Annotated in this window: 21 protein-coding genes; 9 read left to right on the top strand and 12 right to left on the bottom strand. The window is 60.4% G+C overall.

Translation table 11 applies throughout. The features are described 5' to 3' along the window. The first annotated feature begins 150 nt into the window (after positions 1-150). The 6 genes from IE093_RS15400 to IE093_RS15375 all read left to right on the top strand — a co-directional run bounded on the left by IE093_RS15400 (position 151) and on the right by IE093_RS15375 (position 5,727). Positions 151-1,101 carry a Bug family tripartite tricarboxylate transporter substrate binding protein gene (locus IE093_RS15400; RefSeq protein WP_189470712.1) on the top strand — a complete coding sequence of 317 codons (951 nt, stop codon included), beginning with the start codon at positions 151-153 and terminating at the stop codon, positions 1,099-1,101. A 100-nt stretch (positions 1,102-1,201) separates the two neighbouring features. After that, entirely contained in the window at positions 1,202-2,740 is a 1,539-nt protein-coding gene (locus IE093_RS15395) for a tripartite tricarboxylate transporter permease (protein WP_189470710.1), read from the top strand. Next, the gene (locus IE093_RS15390) at positions 2,737-3,192 is read left to right on the top strand and encodes a tripartite tricarboxylate transporter TctB family protein (RefSeq protein WP_189470708.1); all 456 of its coding nucleotides are present in this window, start codon (positions 2,737-2,739) and stop codon (positions 3,190-3,192) included. Before IE093_RS15395 ends, IE093_RS15390 begins: the two co-directional genes overlap by 4 nt. Before the next feature lie 10 nt (positions 3,193-3,202). Continuing rightward, positions 3,203-4,369, top strand: coding sequence for a mandelate racemase/muconate lactonizing enzyme family protein (locus IE093_RS15385; RefSeq protein ID WP_189470707.1), 1,167 nt, complete (start codon positions 3,203-3,205; stop codon positions 4,367-4,369). Between the two features lie 133 nt (positions 4,370-4,502). Then, positions 4,503-5,045 carry a RhuM family protein gene (gene rhuM / locus IE093_RS15380; RefSeq protein WP_229803631.1) on the top strand — a complete coding sequence of 181 codons (543 nt, stop codon included), beginning with the start codon at positions 4,503-4,505 and terminating at the stop codon, positions 5,043-5,045. A gap of 385 nt (positions 5,046-5,430) precedes the next feature. Next, entirely contained in the window at positions 5,431-5,727 is a 297-nt protein-coding gene (locus IE093_RS15375; protein WP_189470705.1) for a hypothetical protein, read from the top strand. A gap of 26 nt (positions 5,728-5,753) precedes the next feature. Here the strand turns inward: IE093_RS15375 and IE093_RS15370 are convergent, their stop codons facing one another. Together IE093_RS15370 and IE093_RS15365 are read right to left on the bottom strand one after the other, a co-directional pair. Next, entirely contained in the window at positions 5,754-6,071 is a 318-nt protein-coding gene (locus IE093_RS15370) for a CcdB family protein (RefSeq protein WP_189470703.1), read from the bottom strand. Next, positions 6,071-6,316, bottom strand: a complete 246-nt coding sequence (locus IE093_RS15365; protein ID WP_189470701.1) for a type II toxin-antitoxin system CcdA family antitoxin — start codon at positions 6,314-6,316, stop codon at positions 6,071-6,073. The genes IE093_RS15370 and IE093_RS15365 overlap by 1 nt, the downstream gene beginning before the upstream one ends. 92 nt (positions 6,317-6,408) lie before the next feature. Between IE093_RS15365 and IE093_RS15360 the strand changes: the two genes are divergently transcribed. Beyond that, positions 6,409-7,428: an SWIM zinc finger family protein gene (locus tag IE093_RS15360; protein WP_189470699.1), complete on the top strand. Its 1,020-nt coding sequence runs from the start codon at positions 6,409-6,411 to the stop codon at positions 7,426-7,428. Between the two features lie 146 nt (positions 7,429-7,574). Continuing rightward, a complete protein-coding gene (locus tag IE093_RS15355; protein WP_189470697.1) occupies positions 7,575-8,135 on the top strand; it encodes a hypothetical protein in 561 nt (186 codons plus the stop codon). A 166-nt stretch (positions 8,136-8,301) separates the two neighbouring features. On the opposite strand, the gene IE093_RS15350 is transcribed toward IE093_RS15355, so the two are convergent. The 5 genes from IE093_RS15350 to IE093_RS15330 form a co-directional block, all read right to left on the bottom strand. After that, positions 8,302-10,272, bottom strand: a complete 1,971-nt coding sequence (locus tag IE093_RS15350; RefSeq protein WP_189470695.1) for a putative bifunctional diguanylate cyclase/phosphodiesterase — start codon at positions 10,270-10,272, stop codon at positions 8,302-8,304. Positions 10,273-10,364: 92 nt separating this feature from the next. Continuing rightward, positions 10,365-10,877 (bottom strand): YfiR family protein, encoded by a 513-nt coding sequence (locus IE093_RS15345; RefSeq protein ID WP_189470693.1) that lies wholly within the window; start codon positions 10,875-10,877, stop codon positions 10,365-10,367. Continuing rightward, a complete protein-coding gene (locus tag IE093_RS15340) occupies positions 10,874-12,853 on the bottom strand; it encodes a TonB-dependent receptor plug domain-containing protein (RefSeq protein ID WP_189470691.1) in 1,980 nt (659 codons plus the stop codon). The genes IE093_RS15345 and IE093_RS15340 overlap by 4 nt, the downstream gene beginning before the upstream one ends. Before the next feature lie 362 nt (positions 12,854-13,215). Next, positions 13,216-13,317: a type II toxin-antitoxin system YoeB family toxin gene (locus IE093_RS15335; RefSeq protein ID WP_189470689.1), complete on the bottom strand. Its 102-nt coding sequence runs from the start codon at positions 13,315-13,317 to the stop codon at positions 13,216-13,218. Further along, entirely contained in the window at positions 13,314-13,544 is a 231-nt protein-coding gene (locus tag IE093_RS15330) for a type II toxin-antitoxin system Phd/YefM family antitoxin (RefSeq protein ID WP_308427206.1), read from the bottom strand. The genes IE093_RS15335 and IE093_RS15330 overlap by 4 nt, the downstream gene beginning before the upstream one ends. A gap of 231 nt (positions 13,545-13,775) precedes the next feature. On the opposite strand from IE093_RS15330, the gene katG reads away from it, so the two are divergent. After that, positions 13,776-15,989, top strand: coding sequence for a catalase/peroxidase HPI (gene katG / locus IE093_RS15325; RefSeq protein WP_189470687.1), 2,214 nt, complete (start codon positions 13,776-13,778; stop codon positions 15,987-15,989). 77 nt (positions 15,990-16,066) lie between these two features. On the opposite strand, the gene IE093_RS15320 is transcribed toward katG, so the two are convergent. The 5 genes from IE093_RS15320 to IE093_RS15300 form a co-directional block, all read right to left on the bottom strand. Beyond that, the gene (locus tag IE093_RS15320) at positions 16,067-19,363 is read right to left on the bottom strand and encodes an AAA family ATPase (protein WP_189470685.1); all 3,297 of its coding nucleotides are present in this window, start codon (positions 19,361-19,363) and stop codon (positions 16,067-16,069) included. Next, positions 19,360-20,628: an exonuclease SbcCD subunit D gene (locus IE093_RS15315; RefSeq protein WP_229803627.1), complete on the bottom strand. Its 1,269-nt coding sequence runs from the start codon at positions 20,626-20,628 to the stop codon at positions 19,360-19,362. The genes IE093_RS15320 and IE093_RS15315 overlap by 4 nt, the downstream gene beginning before the upstream one ends. Positions 20,629-20,835: 207 nt before the next feature. Then, on the bottom strand, positions 20,836-21,540 hold the full coding sequence (locus IE093_RS15310; protein WP_189470681.1) for a DMT family transporter: 705 nt from the start codon (positions 21,538-21,540) through the stop codon (positions 20,836-20,838). 31 nt (positions 21,541-21,571) lie between these two features. Then, the gene (locus tag IE093_RS15305; protein ID WP_189470679.1) at positions 21,572-22,588 is read right to left on the bottom strand and encodes an IS30 family transposase; all 1,017 of its coding nucleotides are present in this window, start codon (positions 22,586-22,588) and stop codon (positions 21,572-21,574) included. 493 nt (positions 22,589-23,081) lie between these two features. Beyond that, positions 23,082-24,188: MFS transporter (locus IE093_RS15300; RefSeq protein ID WP_229803625.1), on the bottom strand; the 1,107-nt coding region annotated here is incomplete at its 5' end.

Genomic DNA, 24,188 nt, shown 5'->3' with positions numbered 1-24,188 from the left:
ACTTTTACAACTTGGCTAGCTTCAAGGTAGGTCCGCGGCGCGTGCCGATAAAAAGCGCCGGTGTCGGCCTGGCAGCCATGCATCTTTCTGATTTCTTCTTCTCCATGGCTGCCTCGTGAAACGCTAATACAACAAGATTGGGAGCATGCCATGACGTTCACCTACACCAAGCTTGCCGGTGCGCTGTCGGCCATCGCCATCCTGGGAGTGGCCGGAACCGTACAGGCCGACTATCCCGAGGAGTCCATCACCTATGTGATTCCCTTCAACCCCGGTGGTGAGTCCGACGTCACCGCGCGTTTCCAGGAGCCTATCCTGGAGGAGATCCTGGGCGTCAGTGTCAACGTGACCCACCGTCCGGGTGGCGGGGGGGCCGTGGCCTGGAGCGAATTCCAGAACGGTGCCGAGCCGGATGGCTACGAGATCATCGGGGTCAACATCCCGCATATCATCGGCCAGCCGATCCAGCGCTCGGACGCCGGCTTCGAGACCGACAACTGGGACATCATCACCTTCTTCCACTCCACGCCCAATGCCCTGATCGTGCCGGCTGATAGCCCCTTCGAGACGCTCGACGACCTGGTCGAATACGCGCGCGAGAACCCCGAGGCCGTCACCCTCGGCGGTAGCGGCACCTATAGCGCCAATCACCTCGACATGCTGCGCTTCGAGCAGGAAGCCGACATCGACCTGACCTACATCCCTTTCACCGGCACCGGTCCCCTGCCTGCCGCCCTGGAAGGCGGGCATGTCGCCGGCATTTTCAACTACACCATGCTCGGCGTACAGATGGAGGACCGGGCCCGGGTGCTGGCAGTGGCGTCCGAGGAGCGGGTGCCGGCACTTCCCGACGCTCCGACCTTCAAGGAGCAAGGCTATGACATCGTCGGCGGTGCCTATCGCGGCGTAGCAGCACCCAAGGGAACGCCCGACGAGGTCATCAGCGTACTCGAGGACGCCTTCGCCGAAGCCAATCGCCAGATCACCGAGAAGCAGGAGCCGCTGGGCTTCGTGATGGAATACATCACCGGTGACGAGATCGACGAGGTCATCGCTTCCCTTCGGGAGGCCTACACCCCGATTCTCGAAGCCGCCGACTGATCCTCCCTCCACCAATCCCCTGGCCCACCGAGGCCAGGGGATTGGCCTGCTTGCCAACATTCCGTCACTGGAGTGAACAGCGCCGCCAGGGGGATTAAGTATGGACATGCTATTGCAAGCGCTGGCCTCGCTGCTGACCTTCGAGAGTTTCATCACGGTGCTCGTCGGGGTTTCGGCTGGCCTGTTGATCGGTTCCTTGCCGGGGCTTACAGCGACCATGGCGTTGGCCGTGCTGCTGCCGTTCACCTTTTCCATGGAAGCGCTTCAGGGCCTGATTGCCCTGGGCGCGGTCTACATGGGCGCCATCTATGGCGGCGCCTTTACCGCGATCCTGATCAATACGCCGGGCACGCCCTCGTCGATCGCCACTACCTTTGATGGTTACCCGATGGCGCGCCAGGGGCGTGCCTACGAAGCCCTGGCAGCCGCCACCATCGCCTCGGTCGTCGGGGGGCTGGTCGGGGTGGCCTTCCTGCTGGTTCTGGCCCCGCCACTGGCGCGTCTGGCGGTGGCCTTCGGCCCTGCCGAGATGTTCTGGGTGGCGATGCTGGGGCTAACGCTGGTGGCCAGCCTGTCGAGCGACTCCCTGCTCAAGGGACTGCTGGGTGGCTGTATCGGCATGCTGCTCAGCACCATCGGTGTCTCCCCCGTCGGTGGCGAAACGCGTTTCACCTTCGGCTTTCCGCCCTTGCAAGGGGGCGTCGAACTGATCGTCGCCCTGATCGGGTTGTTCGTGATTCCCGAACTGCTGACCATGGCGGCCGAAGGGCGGGGTGCCTTGTCCAAGGAGGGTGGTTTCGGCAAGAGCCACGTCTCGATACTTCAAGTGGCCAAGCGCATCTTCACCAAACCTGTCAACCTGATTCGCTCCTGCCTGATCGGGCAGCTCATCGCCATCATTCCCGGTGCTGGCGGTAACGTGACCAGCCTGGTGGCCTACAACGAAGCGCGGCGCTTTTCCAAGGATCCCGATAGTTTCGGCAAGGGCAATGTCGATGGCGTGGTGGCCTCGGAATCGAGCAATAACGTGATGGTGGCGGGCAGCATGGTGCCGTTGCTGACGCTGGGCATACCCGGCGCGCCACCAGATGCCATCATCCTTGGCGTACTGCTGCTGCATGGCCTGCGCCCGGGTCTCGACCTGTTCACCGAGACCGGGGTATTGACCAATGGCTTCATCCTGTCGATGGGTCTTGCCGCCTTGATGCTGCTGCCGGTGGGACTGATCGGTGGGCGCTTGATCCACCGAGTGGTGATCAAGACCCCCTATTACTTCCTGATGCCGTGCATCGCCATGGTCACCATCCTGGGGACCTTCGCCTTGCGTAACAGCCTGCTCGATGTCGGCATCATGCTGATCCTAGGCAGCGCCGGGTATTTTCTGCGCTTGATCGGCATCCATGCGGCACCGATCGTGCTCGGCCTGATCCTTGGCGGCATCGCCGAGCAGGGTTATGTGCAGACCATGTTGGCGGCGGTGATCGATCCGATTCCGTGGCTGCGCCTGGTCAGCAATCCCTTGTCGAAAGTGCTGGCCGGCCTGGTGGTGATCGGCGCGGCGACAGCATTGTTGCCGGCTTGGCTGGAACGCAGAGGTCTGCTTGACAAGGTGTCATCGAAGGCAGGAGGTGACGCATGATCCTGCGCTTGAATACCGATATCGCCGCGGGGATCGTCGGCTTGGCGTTTGCCGCCGTGCTGTGGTTGCCTCGTGGCGAGATGGGGCGGCTGAGCATCATCTTCCCGCGCGCCGTGCTGGTGATCCTGGTAGTGATCGCCGTGGGGTTGATCGTCAAGGGCTTCATCAGGCCCGGTAGCCGACGGGTCGTGATATCGGGAAGCCTACGCCGTCTGCTGGTGGTCATGACGGGGTTCTTCGTCTGGTGGTTCGCCATCGGCACGTTGGGGTTCGTGGTGTCCACCTGCGTGGCCATCTTCCTACTCACCTGGTACCTGGCCCGGGTGGACGGGCCGGTGTCGTGGCGCCGCTTGCTGCAGTGGGTTCCGATCATTGGCGTGCTGGTTGGCGTCTTCTATCTCACCTTTACCCAGGTTCTCAACGTACGCTTGCCCACCGGGCTGCTGCTGTAGGAGTCGCACGATGCGAATTACTGATATCCGCGAGGCACGCGTGTCTATCGCCTCCGACATCGCCAACGCCTATATCTCCTTTGCCAAAATGGATGTCTCGGTGCTCGCCCTCTACACCGATGCTTGGGTCGACGGCCGACAGGTCGTGGGTTACGGCTTCAATTCCAACGGACGCTATGCCCAGAGCGGTCTGCTGCAGGAGCGCTTCCTGCCGCGCCTGCGCGATGCCGAGCCAGCTTCCTTGCTCGCCGAGAGCGGCGACAATCTCGATCCCTTTCGGATCTGGGATGTGCTGATGGCCAACGAGAAACCCGGAGGACATGGCGAGCGCTCGGTGGCGGTCGGCATCATCGACATGGCCGTATGGGACATTGTCGCCAAGGTCGAAAATCGCTCTCTGGCGCAGTTGCTCGCCGAACGTTATGGCGATGGCGAACCCGATCCGCGGGTGCCGGTCTATGCCGCGGGCGGCTACTACTACCCGGGCAAGCAGATCAGTGCCCTCAAGGACGAGATGCGCGACTATCTCGACCTGGGCTACATCTGTACCAAGATGAAGATCGGCGGCGTGCCCCTGGCGGAGGACCTGGGGCGGGTCGAGGCGGCGATCGAAGTAGTGGGCGATGCCTCGCGTCTTGCGGTCGACGCCAATGGACGCTTCGACTTCAGGACCGCGCTGGCTTTCGCCGATGGCCTGGCGCCCTATGGGGTGCGCTGGTACGAAGAAGCGGGCGACCCCCTCGATTATGCCCTGCAGCAGCAGCTTGGCGAGCACTATGACCCGCCCATGGCCACCGGCGAGAACCTGTTCTCCCACCAGGATGCGCGCAACCTGTTGCGTTACGGCGGCATGCGCGCCGACCGCGATATCCTGCAGATGGACCCGGTGCTGAGCTATGGGCTGGTCGAGTACCTGCGCATACTCGATGAGCTACGCAAGCACGGTTGGTCGCCGCGCCAGTGCATCCCGCATGGCGGTCACCAGTTCGCGCTCAACATCGCCGCCGGGCTCAAGCTGGGCGGCAACGAGTCCTATCCGCGGGTCTTCGCGCCGTTCGGTGGTTTTGCCGATTCCACGCCGGTGGAAGAGGGCCTGGTAGCCTTGCCCGACGTGCCGGGAATTGGTTTCGAGGACAAGCGGGAACTGATGAAGGTGTTCAAGGAGCACCTGGGGTAACAGCGAGTCGAGCGGCGTCGCCGATGACGTCGACCCTGTACCGAGATGCATGATGTGTCTTACTAAAATAGCGCCACAGCTTATTTTAATTTCGGCCTGAAATTAAAATAAGGCACTGCCATGGCTTGCCGGTGTGAGTACGGGCCACCAACGCCGAACCTCCACCGATAACATCAGCCTGCACCTGAAGAACATTTATGCTGACGAGGAGCTGGACGAAGCGGCAACTACCGAGGAATCCTCGGTAGTGCGCCAGGAGGGGCGTCGGCGGGTGAGGCGTCGCGTCAAGCACTACAACCTCGATGCCATTATCTCGGTGGGCTACCGCGTCAACTCAAGGCGCGCGGTGCAGCTTCGTCAGTGGGCCACGCGGGTGCTCCGCGAGCACCTCACCCAAGGCTGGACCCTGAACCGCCAGCGATTCGAGGCCAATGCCCGCGAACTGGAGGCGGCCATGGCCTTGGTGCGCAAGACGGCCCAGAGCTCAGCGTTGGATACCGCCAGTGGTCGTGGCCTTGTCGATATCGTCACCCGCTACGCCCAGACCTTCCTGCTGCTGCAGCGTTATGACGAAGGGCTGCTGACCGAGCTTCGCGCCCAAGTGGGTGGCCAACTGCCAACCTTTCCTCATATCGCAACGACCGCCTGCTCAACGAGCATGGCGAGGCGGTGGTAAACGATGTGGGGTTAGCGGCCTTGACGCTGCTGATCGCCGAGTCCGACCCGGCCAACAAGGAGACCATGATCCGGTTGATCATGAATATGTTGGCTAGCCCCAGTGAAGATCGATAAGACCGCTGTCTTGGTGGGGTTTGATAGGCATTTATGTCGGGCGCGAACTGCTATTGAGAAGGTGATCATACCCCGTGGGAGCGCAGCTTTGCTGCGCGATTGGCGCCGAAGACGCCCAGCAGAAGTCACCAAAATCGGACGGTCAGGTGGAGCCTCATAGATCAAAAGATTACGATGCGTTGACTAGATGATATTGTTTAACGTGCCGGTGCGATGATGCAATATCATGATGTGCGTCATAATCACTGTTAGCACCAAAAAGTTCAGATATGGCAAAGGTCAAGAAAGAGCTCACTCCGGCCCAAAAGCGTGCAAAGAAAGCCGCCAAGGAAGAGCGGAAGAGGAAATACGAGTGGGTCTTCATAAGCGGCAAGCAAGTCAGAATAAAGCGGCCTCCAACCGTGGATGGCATACCGGTAGATCAGTTCATTGAGGAAAATGCTGATCCGGTCTGGCTACACCAGAATGAATTGTGGGAACTGATACCGGTGGAAGATTCTACTTTCGACCTTGACCCACCTTCTGAATTAGATGTAATGGAAGACGAGAACGAGATACCATTTTAACTTTAGCCGCCGGAATCAATCAAAGATCATATACCGGAGATCATGAAATCGACAGCAGCGATGATCTTCTCTCGGTCTTGGTTGAGGTCACGAACCTTGCTCCCCAGGCGTTGCCTGTCTATGCCAGCAAGATCTTGAATCATGGCGATGAAATCTTCGCCATTGAACTCGAGGCTGGGATTGAGCCGAGAGATTTGCATTCCTTCTGCCAGGCTGGCAGGGCAAATCGGAACAACAACGGTGGTGCGGAGTTCGCTCAGTAAGTCACTTTGGATATCGAGCAGGTAAGGGTATTGCTTGCGTGATGCCGGGTTCTTGTTTTCATACACGCAAAACTGGGCCATCAGAATTTCCTTGCGCTATCGCTGAACGTTCCGTTTTCCTCAACGAATTGGTTGTACGCCTGGATCGCGCCAGCATTCTCCTGTTGCCATTGGGCACGTTGCTCGGCACGGACCTGCTCTGCGAGGATGCTTTCCAGCGAAGCGGATAGGTTGATGCCAAGGCTTCTAGCTTTTTCAAGCAAGTCACTGTTAATGCTGACGTTTGTTGGCTTCTTGGGAGCTTGGGTATCGTAGATCTGGTACATGGTCGCTGCCTCGCCAAGGTCATGCGTATAGCCTATGCGCATTGGTGATGACGGGCAAGGCATGCGAGCAAGAAACAAGCAGAGGCATAACGATGGCTTCAATGCAGGATGAAGAGGCGCTTCTTTCCGACCGGCAGCTCGTTCTGCTTGCCGGCGAGGCCGCGTTTGGCCGTGGTGTGGATTATTTCAGGCAGGGCCTGGTGCTGGGCTGGAACAAGAAAGGCGCTACCATCACTGCCGAGGTGGAGGGCAGCGAGCGGTATCACGTCACTCTGGAACTCAGTAAGCGAGGCTTGGATGGCGGTTGTGATTGTCCGGCCTCCGAGGGAATCGATTTTTGCAAGCACTGCGTGGCGACGGCCTTGGCCTACCGTGCGGAGCAGGCTGAGCAGACCTGTTTAACTGGGGGCGATGACACTGACCGTATCCGCGCCTACCTGCAGCAAATGGACAAGCCGGCCCTGGTGGATGCCTTGCTGACGCTGATCGAGGATGACCAACTGCTGCTCCAGCAGTGGTCGCTGCGGGCCGATGCGGTTCTCGGAGTGCTGGACTACAAGGCGCTGAAAAAGCGGATTACTGCGGCATTTCCACTTAACCGTGATCTGTACCGTTACGAGCAGGTGCGAACCTACTTCGCCAAGGCGGAAGCCGTGGTTGATTTGCTCGCCGAGCAGGCACCCCAGTTGCCCCCGGAGCAATGCCTGACGCTGGTGGACTATGCGCTGGCGCGGATGGCCCGGGCGCTGGAAACCATCGACGATTCCGGTGGTTTCCGCTTCCACTGTGAGCAGACCTTGCAGGAGTTGCATGTCCAGACCGTGCAGCGGCTTGGCTGGCCACCCGGCAAGCTGGCGAAATATCTCTATGAACTGGCGTTCGGCGATAGCGAGAATTTTTATCCTGGTATTCCGGACGCCTACCACGAGGCTTTGGGTGGCGACGAGATGGATGCTTACCACGCTTGCCTGCAGCAGGCCTGGGATGCCTTGCCGAACCTGACAAAGGACGCTGGCTGGCCGGAGAAGTACCGCTACCTTCGGTTACGCGATCCCTTGCTCAAGCGCGCCGAAGCGAATGGGGATTTCCCGGCTATCCTGGCGCTTTATTAGAAAACCGCCAACGATGAGCAGGATTGCTTGCGCGTTGCCGAATTATGTATTGCCCATGATGCCTGGGACCAGGTGGAACTGTGGCTGGCGCGGTCGGCCGGGCTGCTGATCGCCCTCGGTGGAAGCGCGATCGGCAACGGTTGCAGGTGCAGCTGCTAGTACATCGCGGTGAGGTTGAGTCGGCGGCGGAGCTGCAGTGGGAGATATATCGAAACACGCAGCAACTGGATGATTACCGCCGCTTGGTGGAACTGGCTACGGAGCATGGCCTTCCCACCGATTACCGCCAACGCGCATGTGACTGGCTGATTGCCCGGCTCGACAAAGCGCCTGAGACGCCATTTACTTTTTCGCCCAGTGCGGTGAATAGCCTGCTGGAAATCTATCTGTTCGAGCACCGGCTGGCTGATGCGCTGGCATTGTGCGCCGATAGGCCGGTAGACCCAGGCCTGTTGCGGAAACTGGCACGAGCCCTGGGCAACCCCGACGATAGCCTGCCGTTGTATATGCGCCTGGTGCGCAGTGAAGTTCGCAACACCGACAACCGGAGTTATCGGCAGGGGATCGCCCTGCTGCAGGAACTGCACGGCACCCTTGAGACAGCGGCCCAGCGACAGGTATTCGCGCAATCGCTGATACAGTTGCGCACCGAGTTCAAGGCCAAGCGCAATTTCATCAAATGGTTGAATGAGGCCTTTGCACAGTGAGTCGAGCGAGCAGGACGCGTAGGCAATGACAGCAGTTCTCTCCCACGTTGAGAAGGTTCTGGCGTATTGGCACAAGATCGAGTTCTTGGCTTCGACTGATTCGGGATGTGAGCCGAGTGAGTCGACAACTATGTCACAAAATGCTCGCTTACAGGACGCCAGCGGCCTATTGCTCGAACAGTGCCTGCGCCTCGTCGGCCGACATGGGTTCACCCAAGTACAGCCCCTGCACAAGGTCGCAGCCGATCGCCGAGAGGATGCCCAACTGTTCTTCGCTTTCGACTCCCTGAGCGGTGATCCCGAGATCCAGCGCTGCGGCGATGGCGACCATGGTGCGAATCAATGCCTGGCTGTCTGACCTCGACTTTATCCGCTCGATAAAGCCGCGATAGATTTTGATGCGGGTAAACGGAAAATTATGCAGGTAGAAGAGGGAGGAGTGGCCGGTGCCGAAATCGTCGAGCGCCAGCAGGAAGCCCGCCTCCAGCAGTAGCTGCATCCGGATGCGGATGGACTCCGTGGTTTCCGGCAGCGAACTTTCTGTCAGCTCCAGTTCGATGTCGCCGCGGGCAAGGGGAGAGGCGTGCAGGATTGCTATCATCCGGTTGATCGCCGCTTCGTTCTTCAACTGTTGGCCGGACAGGTTGACGCTGATCTTGAGATCGGATTTGACCTGCTTCCATTCGACCAGTTGCCGGCTCGCCTGCTCCAGCACCCACTCCCCAATCGGGATGATCAGCTCGGTATCTTCCGCCACGGGAATGAACTCTGCGGGCGAGATCCAACCCAGCTTGGGATGGTGCCAGCGCAGCAGCGCTTCGAAGCCGACCAGCGTTCGACCGCTGGTGGTGAACTGGGGCTGGTAGTGCAGCTGAAGTTGGTTCGACGTCAGAGCCTCGTGCAGGTCGTTTTCGATCATGAAGCGGGTGTCGAGATAGGCCGCCGCCCCGGGATGGTAGACGCAGTAACCGTTTTTGCCCTTATCCTTGGCCTGGTACATGGCGATATCGGCGTTTTTGACCAGCATATCCTTGTCTGTCGCCTGTTCCGGGCAGAGACAGGCACCGATGCTGGCGGTGACGAACACCTGCTTGTCCTGCAGCCGGTAGGCCGGCGCCATCTGTTCGACGAGGCGTTCGGCGAGCTGTTCCACCTGCTGTCGGGTGGCATCGCATTTGGCGATGATGGCGAACTCGTCGCCACCCAGCCGGCAGACGATATCATCGTCGCGCACCCCGTGCTTGAGCCGTAGCGCAACCTGGCGTAGGAGTTCGTCGCCCATGTCATGTCCCAGGGTATCGTTGACCTTCTTGAATCCGTCCAGGTCGATGACCAGCAACGCGCAGTTCTGGTTGTACTGACGAGCGCAACCGATGACGCTCTCCAGTTGTTCCATGAAGTAGTGGCGGTTGTGCAGGCCGGTGACGTTGTCGTGGTAGGCCAGTTGATTGAGCTGCTCTTCGACCTTGCGGCGCTGGCGCAGTTCTTCCTTCAAGCGCACATCGTAGCGCTGCAACTGTCCCATCATGCGATTGAAGTTGTGGGTCAGCCTGCCAACTTCGTTGCGCGAGACGACATCGGCCCGCAGGCTGAAATCCTGACGTATCCTTACCTGCTGTGTCACTTTGGACAGGTGGAGCAGCGGGTGGGTGATGCGAGTTGCGAAGCGCCGCCAGATCAGCAGCGACAGCAGCAGGGTAACCAGGATGGCGATGATGCCGAACAACAGCTCGAATAGGATACTGGAGACCAGCGGTTCAAGGCTGGCTTCGAGGGCGACGCTACCGATGCGTTGCCCGTGCAGGATAACCGGCTTATGGATCAGTACGCTGCACCAGGAGAAATTCAGGCCGTCCGTCGTATTCGATCCGATCGATCCGCTCGCAATCCTGTGCGGGCAGCCGAGACCGCCGTCGGAATGGTATTCCGCCAGCCGGGTACCATCCGGCAGGAAAATGGCGGCATGCAGAACCTGCGGTGCGCCCACCAGGGATGACAGCACGTCGGCGGCGTCTCCGGCATCTCTGAACAGAATGGCCGCCGCGCTGTTGCGGCCGATGACGTCGGCCCCGACGTGCATTGCGTCGATCAATACGCGGCGCTTGTCGAGCGTTTCGTACACCAGGGTGCCCAGCATCAGTATCGCCAGAGCCAGGGTGGTGAGGTAAACACCGAAGGTGATCAGTTGCTTGCGTATCGACCGGTGGCTCTGTTTCATCGTGTCGTGGCTTATCGGGTGGCGACATAGCGCGCTAGTTTCAGTAACCGGGCGCTGAAGTCCATATCGGCCCGGTGGGCCGCGCTCAGATTGATCTCGAAAGCGACCTTGTTGTGCAGGGTGTCCATCTCGATCATCACGCCACGGTCCGCCAGACCCTCCGCATCGCTGATCGTCAGGATCGGCGCTGCATTCAGTTTTCTCAGCAACGAATCGAGCTGCCTGCGCTGACTGTCATCGAAATAGAGCGAGTGGCAGAACCCGAGGTCGTCACCGATGGTGACATGCTCGACGGCGATGGTGATGTCGTGGCGTACCTGTTGGTTCTCCAGTTGCTGCAACTCATCGTCCAGTGGTGTCCGCCCCAGAATGCACAGGTAGAAGGGCTCCTCTAGCGGAATGGGCCATTCGGTGAAGTGGAGGAAGTTGTAGATGTAGGCGGCCTTGACCGCACGCTCATCCTGCTGTGCCATGGCCGATGGCGCCCACAGCAGCAGTGTCAGGAGCAGGCGGGCGAACCTCATTGGAACCGGTACCCCAGCCGCAGCCAAACCGTGCGGCCGTCCTGGGCCAACAGGCCGTCGTCGCCGCCGTAGGCGATATGGCCGTAACGGGTGTCGAACAGGTTCCTGACCGCCAGTGTGAGGGTCGTGCCGGGAAGCGGTTCCAACGACGTCAGGGTCAGGTCGGTTAGCGTATAGCCGTCGACGTCGGCGTAATCCTGATTCTTGTGCTCGCCGATATAGCGCAGTGCCAGACTGGCCCGCAGCCGCTCGCCCGCCAGTGGCATCGACAGTTGCAACTTGCCGATATCGCGGGGCACGTTGAGCATCTCCTTGCCCAAGTCGTCCTCCGAGTTCTGCCAGGCATAACTGAGCCGCAAGGTCTTGCCGCCGGGCCATTGCCACTCCGACTCCAGCTCCGCCCCCTGTATGTGCTGGGATTCTATAAAGCTGTACTCCGGCAGTTTGTCGACGCGGTAGCGGTACAGGGAACCAAGCAGGCGCCAATTGTCTTCGTTGTATTCGGCTACGAACTCGGTGGTGCGTACGCGGGATGGTTCGGGCACGTCGAAGCGGACCTCGTCCAGGGATGCGAAGCGGCTCGCCTGGCCATAGGACAGCTTGAGCGACAGGGCTTCCCACGGGGTATAGATCAACGCCAGACGCGGGTTGAAGGCGCTGTGGGTCGTGTCGAGCGACCGGTAGCGGCGCTTGTCGTAGCGCCCGCCAATGCTGGCGCTCAGGGTGGGCGAGAGCGCGATCATGTCTTCGCCGTAGAGGCTGAAGGTATCGCCGCTGTGGTGTATGCCGTTGCTGTACGGTGGCTCACCACTCATAGGGATATAGAACCCTTGGTGAGCGTCCTGTTGCGCGTCGATGCGATACTCGCCGCCGAACAGGAGCTGGTGCCCCTCCAGCCCGAGATAGATCAGTTTGCTGTCGACGCCATACCACTGGCCGTCGATCCGGCCGGATCCCTCATAGAAGGATGTGTGTTCACGACTGTTGAACAGGTAGTCGCCATAATAGAGCCGGGTGGTCGTGCGCCAGTTCAGGCCAAGGTCCGCTTCGTAGCCGATATTGATGAAACGGTTGCGGTCCCTGTAACGGTAGTTTCTCCCCTGGATGCTGTCTTCGTTGTCCCGCCACTTGTCGGCGGAAGCGGCTTCCAGCGACCAGTTCCGGTAACTGCCCTTCAGGTACAGGCGTTCGCCGAGCAGGTCGGCGTCGGCGTTGGTTTCGCCGTCATAATAGCGGCGCACGCCGTCGTTGCTGAGGCGCGAGGCCGAGATCAGCCACTCCGCGCCGTTGTCGAATCGTTTGCCCCAGGTGACCCGGCCCTCGCGGTCACGGTGGGAGCCCGCCGTCAGTTCGGTGTCCAGGCCGTCGAAGTCCCGCCCCTTGCGGGTGATGATGTTGATGACACCGAGAAAGGCGTTGTTGCCGTAGATGGCCGAGCCCGGGCCCGGGGCGTACTCGACCCTTTCGATCAGGGCGGTATCGAGGTAGCCGTCTTCGGCGATGAATATCTGGTTGAAGTAGTTTTCCGCGGCGGAGTAGCCATCGATCAGGATCATGATACGGCCGGCATACTCACCCGGCGCGCCGTAGCCACGACCGCCCAGATAGCTGTAGTCGCGGTCCCGCGTGATATGGATGCCGCGCATGCTGTCGAGTATCTCGGCGATGGTCCTGTAACCGAAGCGCCGGATCTCCTCGGCGGTGACCACCGACACCGCGGATGGCGCATCGACCACCTGCTGCGCGAAATCCGCTGCGCTGATCACTTCGGTTTCCGCCAGTTCCTCGAGCGACAACTGGGTGAGGTCCGCAAGATCAGTGGCCGCTCGTTCCGCGCTCCACACGCTGGCGGGAAAGAGTGTGATGAGAAGCACGAGCACCGGCACCGTCGGTAACAGCAGTGCCCGCGCTTTCAGTATCGGTCTTGATGCATGAGAGGGGGAGGCATCGAAGAAGGAGTGAATCAAGTTCAACATGAAAGCGTGGGGCACTCCTCGGGTTCACTATCTGAACACGGATCCTTTGCTGCCCCATTCGATAGCCACTTTCAATGGAAGTGACTTTAGATAGTTATTATGTGCAAGAACTTTGCTTCGGCTGCTGGTGTGCCAAAGCTGCTTGCGACTTCAAGTATCCCGCGCGTGTGGCCTGAACAGTATGCGGATTAGACTACTTTTTATATGGCTAATTACTGATTTGTGAGTGGGAGCATGTGATAAGTCCCACGAGGGAAGCGCTGAAGAAATCGACGAACGGCATCAAGCACAAGGCGCCCGGGGCACAGAACTGAGCGCAGCGACAAACATCCGAAGGATGGCCCAGTAGGTATTGAACCACTTCACTCCTTGAGCAGTTGGTTGATACGGCGTAGCACCTTCTTGTCGGTCTTCTGCCAGTAGAGGTATCCCTCCCAATCGTGCTCGGAACACGTCCGCTTCATTCTCCAATGAGCTCCCGCTCCTGTCCCTTGCCTTCTTCCAGTTGTGTGATGGATTCGAGCAGGCGCCGCGCGTTCTTCGGTGAACGCAGCAGGTAAGCGGTTTCCTGCAGCGCTTCGTAGTCTTCCAGCGAGATCATCACCACCGAAGGCGCTTTACTGCGGGTGATGATAATGGGCACATGGTCGTCGCAGACTTGCCATAAAAACAAACTATTGATCTGGTGCAGAAAATCAAATCCATCCTATGGCGCGGAATTGCTATACCTATATTAGGTCAGTGACGGGTAAGGAACGCCAAGGCCGCTTCGCGTCGCGACCTCTGACGAGGTGACACCCGTCAGGCACTCTAGACCATCGTACAGGTCGTGAAAGCGGATCCCACAAGAGGAGATGGTTGATAGACGAGTTACATCTACGCAGCAACCATGAGCAACGATCAGCCACCACTGGAGAGCGATATGGACCAGAAAACTAGCAACACTGCAGGCGGGTGCCCCGTCATACACGGGGCTCAGACCTCCGTGCATGGTAACGGCGCAACGAACGAGCACTGGTGGCCGGATCAGCTCAACCTGAGGATTCTCCACCAGCACACCACCGAGTCAAATCCCCTGGGCCGGGATTTCAACTACCGGGAAGAGTTCAAGAAGCTCGACTACGAGGCCCTGAAGAAGGACCTCCACGACCTCATGACCGATTCCCAGGAGTGGTGGCCGGCGGACTTCGGCCACTACGGCGGGCTCTTCATCCGCATGACCTGGCACGCCGCCGGCACCTACCGGGCCGCCGACGGCCGTGGCGGTGGCGGCACCGGCAACCAGCGCTTCGCCCCGATCAACAGCTGGCCGGACAACGCCAACCTGGACAGGGCCCGCCGCCTGCTGTGGCCCATCAAGCAGAAGTACGGCAACCGGATCTCCTGGGCCGACCTGATCATCCTGGCTGGCAACGTCGCCATGGAGTCCATGGGCTTCAAGACCTTCGGCTTCGGCGGCGGCCGCGAGGACATCTACGCCCCGGAAGAAGACATCAACTGGGGCGCCGAGAAGGAATGGCTGGCGAGCGAGCGCTACCGAGGCGAGCGGGAGCTCGACCAGCCCTTCGCTAACGTCCAGATGGGCCTCATCTACGTGAACCCGGAAGGCCCGGATGGCGAGCCCGACCCGATAAAGGCCGTCAAGGACATTCGCACGACCTTTTCGCGCATGGCGATGAGCGACTACGAGACGGTAGCGCTGATCGCCGGCGGCCACACCTTCGGCAAGACCCACGGCGCCGCTCCCGACAGCACCCTCGGCCCGGAGCCCGAGGCCGCGCCCCTCGAACAGATGGGCCTGGGCTGGAAGGGCACCCACGGCACCGGCATGGGTGACGACTCCAGCACCAGTGGCCTGGAAGGCGCCTGGACCCCGAACCCCACCCGGTGGGACATGGGCTATTTCGACCTCCTGTTCCGCTATGACTGGGAGCTCACCAAGGGCCCGGGCGGCAAGAACCAGTGGCGGCCCAAGAACGTCAGGGAAGAAGACAAGGTGCCCATGGCGCACGATCCGTCGAAGAAGGTCGAGCCGATGATGCTCACCACGGACCTCTCCCTGAAGCTGGATCCGGACTACCGCAAGATCGCCGAGCACTTCCACAAGAACCCGGAGGAGTTCGCGGACGCCTTTGCCCGCGCCTGGTTCAAGCTGCTGCATCGCGACATGGGACCGAAGGCTCGCTACCTCGGCCCCGAGGTGCCGGAGGAAGACCTCATCTGGCAGGACCCGGTTCCGCCTGTCGATCACGAGCTGATTGACGACAAGGACATCGCCGACCTCAAGAAGCAGATCCTGGACTCCGGCCTATCCACCTCGGAGCTGGTCAAGACCGCCTGGGGCTCCGCCTCCACCTTCCGCGGCTCCGATAACCGCGGTGGCGCCAATGGCGCGCGCATCCGCCTGGCCCCGCAGAAGGATTGGGAAGCGAACGAGCCGGCCCAGCTGAAGAAGGTGCTCGACACACTGGAGAAGATCCACAAGGCCTTCAACGACGCCCAGTCCGGCAACAAGCGGGTGTCACTCGCGGACCTGATCGTGCTCGGTGGCAACGCCGCCATCGAACAGGCCGCGAAGCAGGCAGGGCACGACATCGAGGTACCCTTCCATCCGGGCCGCACCGATGCCACGGAAGAGCAGACCGATGCGGAATCCTTCGAGTACCTTGAGCCGATCGCCGATGGCTTCCGCAACTACCTCAAGCAGCGTTACACCGTCCCGGCCGAGGAATTGCTGCTGGACCGGGCACAGCTGCTCAAGCTGACCGCGCCCGAGATGACGGTGCTCATCGGCGGCATGCGCGCGCTGGAGACCAACCACGGCAATTCGCAGCACGGTGTCTTCACCGACAAGCCCGGGACACTCACCAACGACTTCTTCGTGAATCTGGTCGATATGGGCACGGAGTGGAAGCCCACCGACGCCGATGAAGACGTGTTCGAGGGCCGTGATCGCAAGACCGGTGAGGTGAAGTGGACCGGCACCCGTGTGGACCTGGTCTTCGGTTCCAACTCCCAGCTCCGCGCCCTGGCAGAGGTCTATGCCCAGGACGACGCCAGGGAGAAGTTCGTGAAGGACTTCGTGGCAGCGTGGAACAAGGTGATGAACGCGGATCGCTTCGACCTCGTCGCGTGATTTGGCCCGGCAACGCTCGGGTTCTCCCAGGGACGGGGGAGCCCGGGTATCCTTCCCGATCACCCCGGCTATGCCCCCTACACGCTGACCAACCTCGCCCGGCTGGTGCCGTTGCCCATCGGCTCCACTTGTATCTGGACGGGGATGCGTTCGTGCATCTCCTGGACGTGGGAGATCACCCCCACGCGGCGGCCCAGGGCCTGCAGGCCGTCCAGCGCTTCCATGGCCAGTGCCAGGGATTGCGGATCCAGGCTGCCGAAGCCTTCGTCGATGAACAGCGATTCGATCACCAGTTCGCCGGAGGCCATGGAGGCGAGCCCCAGCGCCAGGGCCAGGGAGACCAGGAAGGTTTCGCCGCCGGAGAGCGAGTGCACCGAGCGGCGTTCGTCGCCCATGTCATGGTCCACCACCAGCAGACCCAGCGGCGTGCCGCCGCGTGCCAGGCGGTAGCGACGGCTGAGGCCGGCCAGATGCAGGTTGGCGTGCTCCAGCAGTTGCTCCAGGTTGTAGGCTTGGGCGATGCGCCGGAACACCTTGCCGTCGGCGGAGCCGATCAGTTCGCTGATGCGTCCCCAGCGCACCTGCTCGGCCCGCGCCGCTTCCAGCTCGGCCTGGCCCTCCTGCTGGCGTTCCCGGCGCCGATCGTCGTCACGCAAGGCGTGAACGGCGTCATCACGCGCCGGCTGGGCGGCTTCCAGTCGTGGGGCAAGCGCTTCTCGCTCGCTGGCTAGCGCTTCCCGGCGCAGTTGGATCTCGGCCTCTACTTCATTCCCCAGAAGAGCTTCGTCACTCTCGGCCAACGCTTGTTCACGGCGGTGCTGGATCAGCGCCTGGTGGCGCTCTGCCAGGCTGGCGTCGGCGCGCTGACGCGCCTCCTCGGCCTCGGTCAGCTGCCGCTCCTGACGTCTGGCCTCCTCGTCCGACTGGGCCAGCAGTCTTGCCAGGGTGGCGTCATCGAGCTCGGGGTGCGCTCGGCGCCACTCGGCCAGCTCACGATCCAGAGCTTCGCGTTCCTTGTGTAGCTTGGCGGTTTGATCCGCTTCATGGCTTGCCTGCTGGGTAAGTCGCTCCTGCTCGCGCTGTGCCGCATGAAAACGATCGAGGGCGGTGTCCCGGGCCTTTCGGGCGTTATCCTGGCAGGAGTCCAGATGCTGCTGCCAGGCGTCGGGGGAGGCGTGCTCGCCGAGTATGCCTTTGAGTTGGCTAGCGGTCTTGTCTCGTGCCTGGCGCAGGGGAGGCATCTGCTCGGCCAGCCTGGCCAGCTCCTGCTCGAGGCTGACTCGCTGTGTCTCGAGCTGGGCGAGCTGGATTTCCCCCTGGCGCAGCGTTTCCTCCAGCGGTGCCAGTTCGGCCTCAGCCTTGGCCAGCTCTTGTAGTGTCTGTTCATGGCGCTGGCGCGCGGCGTCGCTTTCCTTCTGTTGGTGTGCGAGCCAGGCGTCGCGCTCGGCGGCGTCGATGGCGTCAAGCTCGGCATGCAGTGGATGGTCGGTGAGGGCCTGCCGGGCCTTGGCCAGGCGCTGTTCGGCTTCCCGCAGGTCTCGGTGTTGCTCTGTGAGCGACGCCTCGACAGCTCGGTATTGCCCCAGCAGGTCATCGCGTTCCCGTTGAGCCTGGTCCCGTTCTTGCTCTGCTTGCGCCAGTTGGCGATCCTCCTCGGCCTGCTGGGCGGCGAGCTGGGCCGCCTCGGGCGTCTCAGGAGGGTGGTGGCGCCAGGGATGGTCGAGGCCACCGCAGACCGGGCAGGGCACGTCCTCCTGCAGTCCTTCGCGGAGTTTCACCACGCTTTCGCTGCGCACGGCACGGTTGCGTTCGATGACCTCGTACACGCTGCGATAGTGACGCTCCTGATCGTCCAGCCGCCGCCGGGCGGCCTTGCCTTGTTCAACCAGATGCGCCTTGCGTCGTTCGTTTGTATCCAGGCGGCTGGTCAGCGTCCGCTGGGTCTGTTCAGCACGACAGACTTCCTGCCAGACGGTGGCCAGCTCGCTCAGGGCCAGGCTGCGCCGCGCAGCTCGGTCATGCTCCCGCTGTGTTGCCTGGCGTGCGCTGTCCAACTGCGTGTGATCGCCCATCAGTTGACGCAGGGTGGCCTGCCACTCATCGCGCTGGCGCTCCAGTTTGCGCTGGTCATCCTCGGCCTGCTGGCGCTCCTTGGCGATCGTGCTGGCCTGCTGCTGGCGTTCGCGGTGGTTCGTATCGAGATCCGCGAGTTGCTTCTCCAGGGTGGCGAGCCGCTGGGCATACTCACGTGCCTCTCGCAGTGCGGGCTCAGCCTGCTGCCGAGCCTTGTTGGCTTCGGCCAGCGCCTGCTCGGCCTGATCCCGGCCCTTGTCGGCGTCTTGCTGCGTGGCCTTGGCCTCCTCCAGCGCTTTGCATGTTCGGGCGTGGGTTTGCTCGAGCGTTGCGATCTCGCCGGGCAGCTGGGCCTGGCGGGTCAGGCGATGGCGCTGGGGGGCGAGCAGGCGACGCCACTCCCTGTCCGCGCGGGTTTCGGTCAGTGCCTGCCAGCGGGCCTCGGCATTCTGCTGTTGCTGGCGTCCTTCGGCGTAGGCTTTGCTCAAGCGTTCGTCCGTTTCGTGCCACCGCTGCTGGGTCTCCAGGCGCTGCGCTTCTTGTTGCACGCTGTCGAGCTCGCGCTGGGCATCCTCGGCGGTGCGCTCGAGTTCGGCTCGGGCCTCGGGCTCGGCGGGCAGGTCGTCGGCGAGTTTGGCCTCCAGGGCATCAACCTGCTTTTTCGCCTCGTTGGCGCGTTGATAGGCGGCGATGGAGATCGCGGAGTATTCGGCGGTGCCGGTCAGGCGCTCCAGCAGGTCGCTGCGCTCGTTGTCGTCGGCCTGCAGGAAGGCGGCGAACTCGCTCTGCGCCAGCAGCACGGCGCGGGTGAACTGGTCGAAGCTGAGCCCCAGGCGTTCCGGTAGCAGGCGATCGAACTCACGCTTCTGGGTGGTGAGCAGGCTGTCGTCCTCGAGGTCGCGTAGCGACTGTTCCACGGCCTGCAGGCGTCCCGTGATCTTCTCTCGGGCGCGACGCACGGCCCAGCGGGCGCGGTAGCGGCGGCCGTCGCGACCCAGGAAGTCCACCTCGGCATGGCCGCCGGCCGTGCCGCGGCGCAGCAGGGTGCGGGGATCGGCGGTGCTCACCGTCTCGTCGCCCACGTCCGGCAGCGGGGCGTCGCGGCCAGGCGCCTGGCGCAGCCGCGGTGTGCTGCCGTAGAACGCCAGGCACAGGGCGTCGAGCAGGGTGCTCTTGCCGGCGCCGGTGGGACCGGTAATGGCAAACAGGCCGGCGTCGCGCAGGGGGGACGCAGTGAAGTCGAGTTCCAGGGGGCCGGGCAGGGAGGCCAGATTGGTCAGGCGCAGGGCAAGGATCTTCATGCGTGTTCCTCACCGTGAGTGTCATCCAGCACGTCCTGGAGCAGCCGGTCGAAGTCGGCCAGCACCTCCTCGGTGACAGGCTCGCCCCAGCGTTCCTGCCAGGTGCGCTCGAAAAGCCGTCGCGGTCCCAGCTCCTCCAGGTCGACCCGGGCCTGGGCGCCCTCGCTGTCGACCTGAGGCAGGCGACGTTCCAGTCGCAGCAGGCGCAGTGCCTTGCTCTCCAGCGCCGCTTCCACCCGGGCGCGCAGGTCGGGCACCGGGGCGCTGAGCTCGACGCGCACCTCCAGCCAGGGCCACTGCTCCCGGGGAAGGGCGGGGTCGTGCGTCAACCCCTCGAGCTCGGCCAGCACCTCGGGAAGCCCGGCGGGACCGATGCGGTGCATGGCCACCGGGCGCGGCACTGGGATCGCTTCCACGGCGGATAGGGACTCGCCTTCCAGGGTCACCTCCACCACTTGGTGGGGGTAGGCCACTTCGCTGAAGTCCAGGGGCAGGGGGCTGCCGCTGTAGCGGATGCGCGCCTCGCCGACTCGTTGTGCGCGGTGCAGGTGGCCTAGTGCCACGTAGGCGATCTCCTCGGGAAACAGCGCCGCCGAGATCGACTCCTCACCACCGATCACGATAGGGCGTTCGCTGGCCTCGGAGACGGCCGCGCCGTGCAGGTGGGCGTGGCTCATGGCCACCAGTGCCTGGCCGGGCCGGCGCCGGTCACGGGCCGCTGCGATCAACTGCTCGTGGACACGGGAAATGCCGGTCACATAGTCGTTTCGGCTGTCGCTCCCAGCGTCGTCGTCGCGGGCCAGCCCGCCACCGGTGACCTCGGCGGGGCGCAGGAAGGGCAATGCCAGGCACCAGGCACGTGTCTCGCCACCGGCATCGGTCAACGGTACCAGCAAGCGTCGAGTATCGAGGGTGCCATCGTCGCACCAGCTCACTCGACCCAGGGCGTGGGTGTTGAGGCGTTTCATCAGCGGCGCCGGCAGCTCGATGCGGTTGCCGCTGTCGTGATTGCCGGCAATCAGCACGATGTCCAGCGTCGGCAAGCGCTCGTGGGCGCTGACGATGAAGTCATAGAGCAGTTCCTGGGCACGCAGCGAGGGGTTGACCACATCGAAGATGTCGCCGGCCACCAGCAGGGTATCGGCCTGTCGCGCCACCAGGGTGTCGAGCAGCCAGGTCAGGAAGGCGCGATGCTCGAAGTGGCGCTCCTGGCCGTGGAAAGTCTGGCCCAGATGCCAGTCGGCGGTATGAATCAGCTTCAACACAGGCTCCAGTTACGCTCGTTGGGACACTGGTCACGATAATACCGGTTGGTGAACGTCTTTTCCGGTTTTCAACGCGAGTACTACCCGTATATGTCGTGTCGCTGTAGCCATGGACATGATCTTGCCCGGCAGCAATGGCCGTCGTGAAGCGGTACATGGAAATGAGGTGCCCATGGCGAGCTTTGGCGATTTCCCATGGTAGACGCTTTATGCAAAGCCCTCTTCTTCAAGACAATGGGTCTTTCTTGAGGTGCTGTTTGAGGACAAAATGCCGGCCATGGCTATTAAGATGATTCCAAACATCTCAAGCGGTTCCAAGGGATCATCAAAACAAAAGTAATCCAGAAGGACTACTGAGACAAGTTCTAGATAGGCAAGCGTGGAAAGCGAACTTACGGGGCCTTGGGTGAGAGCGCTCAAGACCAGGAAGTGACAAATTGCTGTCAATGCTCCCATGGCTACAAGAAGCGATATTGTTTTTGGGCTGAATTGTATCATGTCAGGTATGTCATGGAATGATAGAGGAAAAAGAAGTAGTGTGCCAAATGCAAGAGATACAAGCGTAGAGGCGGTTGGGGAGATATGTCCTTCTCCAAGAGATGAAGTGATAAGATAGAAAGAAAAGAACAGCCCCGCTAAAAGGGATAAAGCAGAGCCAGGTCCAAAATCAGTGTCAGGCTGCAGTACCATGAATGTCCCGGCGATACCTAAGCCAATGGCGACGTAGCCCGTGGTTCCGACTTTTTCTTTTAAAATCGTTCGTGATATGATCAATGAAAAGACAGGGGCTGTAAAATACCCTCCAAGAACCGTGGTCAATGGCGTAGTCTTGAGTGCGGAAAAGAGGCACGCGATGGCGCAAATTATGGAGAGGGAGCGAGAGAGACCTATAAGTAGGCCTTTATATGTCATTCGGCGGATGCAGGCTCTGAGTGCAACACTGTCATTGGATTGATGATGGCCCTTCGTGACACTTCGCCATCAGCTCTTCCATCATTTCGATGGGGCACTTGAAGTCGAAACGTTTGCGAGGACGCATATTGAGTTCGAGGGCAATGGCATCGAGCTCCTCCTGGCTATGGACCGATAAGTCGGTGCCTTTCGGGAGATACTGGCGAATCAGGCCGTTGATGTTCTCGTTACTGCCCCGTTGCCACGGGCTGTGGGGATCACAGAAGTAGATGGCAACGCCCGTGTGCTGGGTGATCTCCGCATGCTTGGCCATCTCTCGGCCCTGGTCGTAGGTCAGGCTTTTGCGCGCGGCCAGCGGCATGCGATTCAGTGCCGCACTGAAGCCCTCGACAGCCGAGGTCGCCGTGGCATCGTGCATCTTGGCCAGGATCAGATAGCCGCTGCTGAGCTCTACCAGCGTGCCGACCGCTGAGGCATTGGCTTTCCCCTTGATCAAGTCGCCCTCCCAGTGACCGGGCATCTCGCGTTTCCCGACCTCGGGGGGACGGAGATGAATGCTGACCATCTCGGGAATCTGGCCGCGCCGATCCACTTGCCCGCGGCGCGGCTTGCGCGTTGACTTGCCCTGTCGCAGGCAATGGATCAGTTCCTTGCGCAGCTCACCAACGGGCAGCGCATGGATGGCGTCGTAGATCGTTTCACGACAGACGTAGGCGTCTCGGAGGCTGGGTATCGTCATATGTCTGAGCTTGCCGGCGATCTGCTCGGGAGACAAGCGCTGACGTAACAGGTACAGGACCAGCGCGAAGCGTTCGCCACCGGGGAGCAACTTGCGTCTCGGGCGACAGGTCGCCCGTCGTTCGTGCCTAAGGTGTTGGGCATGCGGGACACAGTAGCGGCCATCAGGCTGTTGGTTGCGTCGTATCTCTCGACTGATGGTGGAGGGGGCACGCCCCATCATGCGAGCGACTTGTCGCATGCTCATGCCTTGCGCATGGCTGACCTGGATCGTGGCGCGTTCTTCGATACTGAGCTCAGAATAGGACATGGATGCAACACCTTACCGGAATGGTCAGGTGTTGCACTCAGTTTCTGGGGCCAAGCCGTGTTGTGATAGCCACAGGCATGATCTTGTCCAGCAGCAATGGCCCTTCCTAAGAGCTGTACACTGATATAAGGTACTCCATGCCAAGGCAAGCTGCTCCGATGAAGAAGCTCCCTTGCTACCAGCAGAGGATAACTTCTTTGGCTCACCAGTTCATCCGAGGCCCCACAAATAGCAGTGATAAGTGAAGAATTTTATGTAAATTTTTCTTTTTTAACTCGTTGGTTTTTCTTGTTATTCTTCTTGAAGACAATATTCCGATAACGGATATTAAAAATATCCTAAATATTTCAGCTGGGCCAGGAGCCATGCTAAAATAAAAATAGTCTAGAATAACTGCCGAAACAATCTCTAGGTGGGCAAGCGTAGAAAGAGAGCTCAAGTGCCCTCGAATGAGAGCACTTAAAACCAGTAAATAAACAAGGTGCCCCCCGGGCTAAGCCCGGGGGGCACCTTGTTTATTTATACTAACCCTCCACCTCCCTGCCTTCCGTGTAAGGCTGAGACAATTAAAAAAAACAACAGTCATCCCCATGCCTATCAGAAAATATACTAGGCCATTAGCCCCATAAACGTCAACTGAGAAACCAGCGGCGATGGGTCCTGAAAAGCTCCCCACTCCCCACACAAAACTAAACACCGAATTTATAGCGACCAAAGACACTCCATTAAACTTATCGCCAGCTCTAACAAGTGCTAAAGTGTAAATCCCGCCGCCCGACGCTCCCAGTATAAAAAGAATAAACCAGAACCCCTTTGTTCCTACTGATAAGTACACAAGCACTATTGAGATTAAAAAGACAGTACAGCACATAAAGTGCATTCTGGCATGACCTACACGATCAGAAGCCCAGCCTATCAGCGGCTGAGTGACAGCATCCCCTAGAAAAACCACCGTTATAATCAGTGCAGCAACCTCTACGGAGTAACCGTTATGGACTCCGTAAGCCGGAAACATAGCTAGCACAACACCATCAAAAGAAGCAAATATGAAGACTGAATAGACTAAGAAAGGGACTGATAGAATCAAAGGAAGAAGGCTGCTCCCCTTGCCCCGGCTAAAGTCAATCTCATCATACCGAGAGAATAAAATCATAACAGAAAGAATGAATATGAACGCACATATCATTACGGTAGGAGAAATGCTCTCATAGCCAAATAAGTAAATCAGAAACGGCCCAAGAAGTTGGCATCCTGTAAAAAGCCCAGCATATAGCCCAACAAAGCTTCCTCTCGACTTTTCTGAACCTCTAGCACAAACCCAAGATTCCCCCATAATCACCAACAGGCCACAGAAAATCCCATACAAGACTCTCAAAAAAGCCATTAGATAAATGCTTTCAACAACTAGCGACAAAGATAAACTTAGCCCCAGGGATACCGATGAAACAATCAATATCGGCTTCAGACCAAGTATTGAACCGCCCCGGGATTCCCGGAGACTCCATTTCTTGAGAGGATGGAGTGATGACAACATCGAAGAAATACTCACCTGAGGTGAGGGAACGGGCGGTTCGGATGGTGCGCGAGCACCAGGATGAAT

The sequence above is a fragment of the Litchfieldella qijiaojingensis genome (assembly GCF_014651875.1).
Taxonomy (GTDB): Bacteria; Pseudomonadota; Gammaproteobacteria; order Pseudomonadales; family Halomonadaceae; genus Litchfieldella; species Litchfieldella qijiaojingensis.
Note: the sequence above shows the minus strand (reverse complement) of the source record. Positions and strands in the feature narration are given on the sequence as shown.

Bases quoted from the DNA above. Each gene is read 5' to 3' on its own strand.
- IE093_RS15350 (WP_189470695.1), bottom strand. From the start codon at position 10,272: ATGCTGGGCACCCTGGTGTACGAAACGCTCGACAAGCGCCGCGTATTG.
- IE093_RS15340 (WP_189470691.1), bottom strand. From the start codon at position 12,853: ATGTTGAACTTGATTCACTCCTTCTTCGATGCCTCCCCCTCTCATGCA.
- IE093_RS15305 (WP_189470679.1), bottom strand. From the start codon at position 22,588: ATGTCCTATTCTGAGCTCAGTATCGAAGAACGCGCCACGATCCAGGTC.
- IE093_RS15360 (WP_189470699.1), top strand. From the start codon at position 6,409: ATGGCTTCAATGCAGGATGAAGAGGCGCTTCTTTCCGACCGGCAGCTC.
- IE093_RS15335 (WP_189470689.1), bottom strand. From the start codon at position 13,317: ATGAAGCGGACGTGTTCCGAGCACGATTGGGAGGGATACCTCTACTGG.
- IE093_RS15310 (WP_189470681.1), bottom strand. From the start codon at position 21,540: ATGACATATAAAGGCCTACTTATAGGTCTCTCTCGCTCCCTCTCCATA.
- IE093_RS15345 (WP_189470693.1), bottom strand. From the start codon at position 10,877: ATGAGGTTCGCCCGCCTGCTCCTGACACTGCTGCTGTGGGCGCCATCG.
- katG (WP_189470687.1), top strand. From the start codon at position 13,776: ATGGACCAGAAAACTAGCAACACTGCAGGCGGGTGCCCCGTCATACAC.
- IE093_RS15370 (WP_189470703.1), bottom strand. From the start codon at position 6,071: ATGGCCCAGTTTTGCGTGTATGAAAACAAGAACCCGGCATCACGCAAG.
- IE093_RS15320 (WP_189470685.1), bottom strand. From the start codon at position 19,363: ATGAAGATCCTTGCCCTGCGCCTGACCAATCTGGCCTCCCTGCCCGGC.
- IE093_RS15365 (WP_189470701.1), bottom strand. From the start codon at position 6,316: ATGTACCAGATCTACGATACCCAAGCTCCCAAGAAGCCAACAAACGTC.
- IE093_RS15395 (WP_189470710.1), top strand. From the start codon at position 1,202: ATGGACATGCTATTGCAAGCGCTGGCCTCGCTGCTGACCTTCGAGAGT.
- IE093_RS15375 (WP_189470705.1), top strand. From the start codon at position 5,431: ATGGCAAAGGTCAAGAAAGAGCTCACTCCGGCCCAAAAGCGTGCAAAG.
- IE093_RS15385 (WP_189470707.1), top strand. From the start codon at position 3,203: ATGCGAATTACTGATATCCGCGAGGCACGCGTGTCTATCGCCTCCGAC.
- IE093_RS15400 (WP_189470712.1), top strand. From the start codon at position 151: ATGACGTTCACCTACACCAAGCTTGCCGGTGCGCTGTCGGCCATCGCC.
- IE093_RS15390 (WP_189470708.1), top strand. From the start codon at position 2,737: ATGATCCTGCGCTTGAATACCGATATCGCCGCGGGGATCGTCGGCTTG.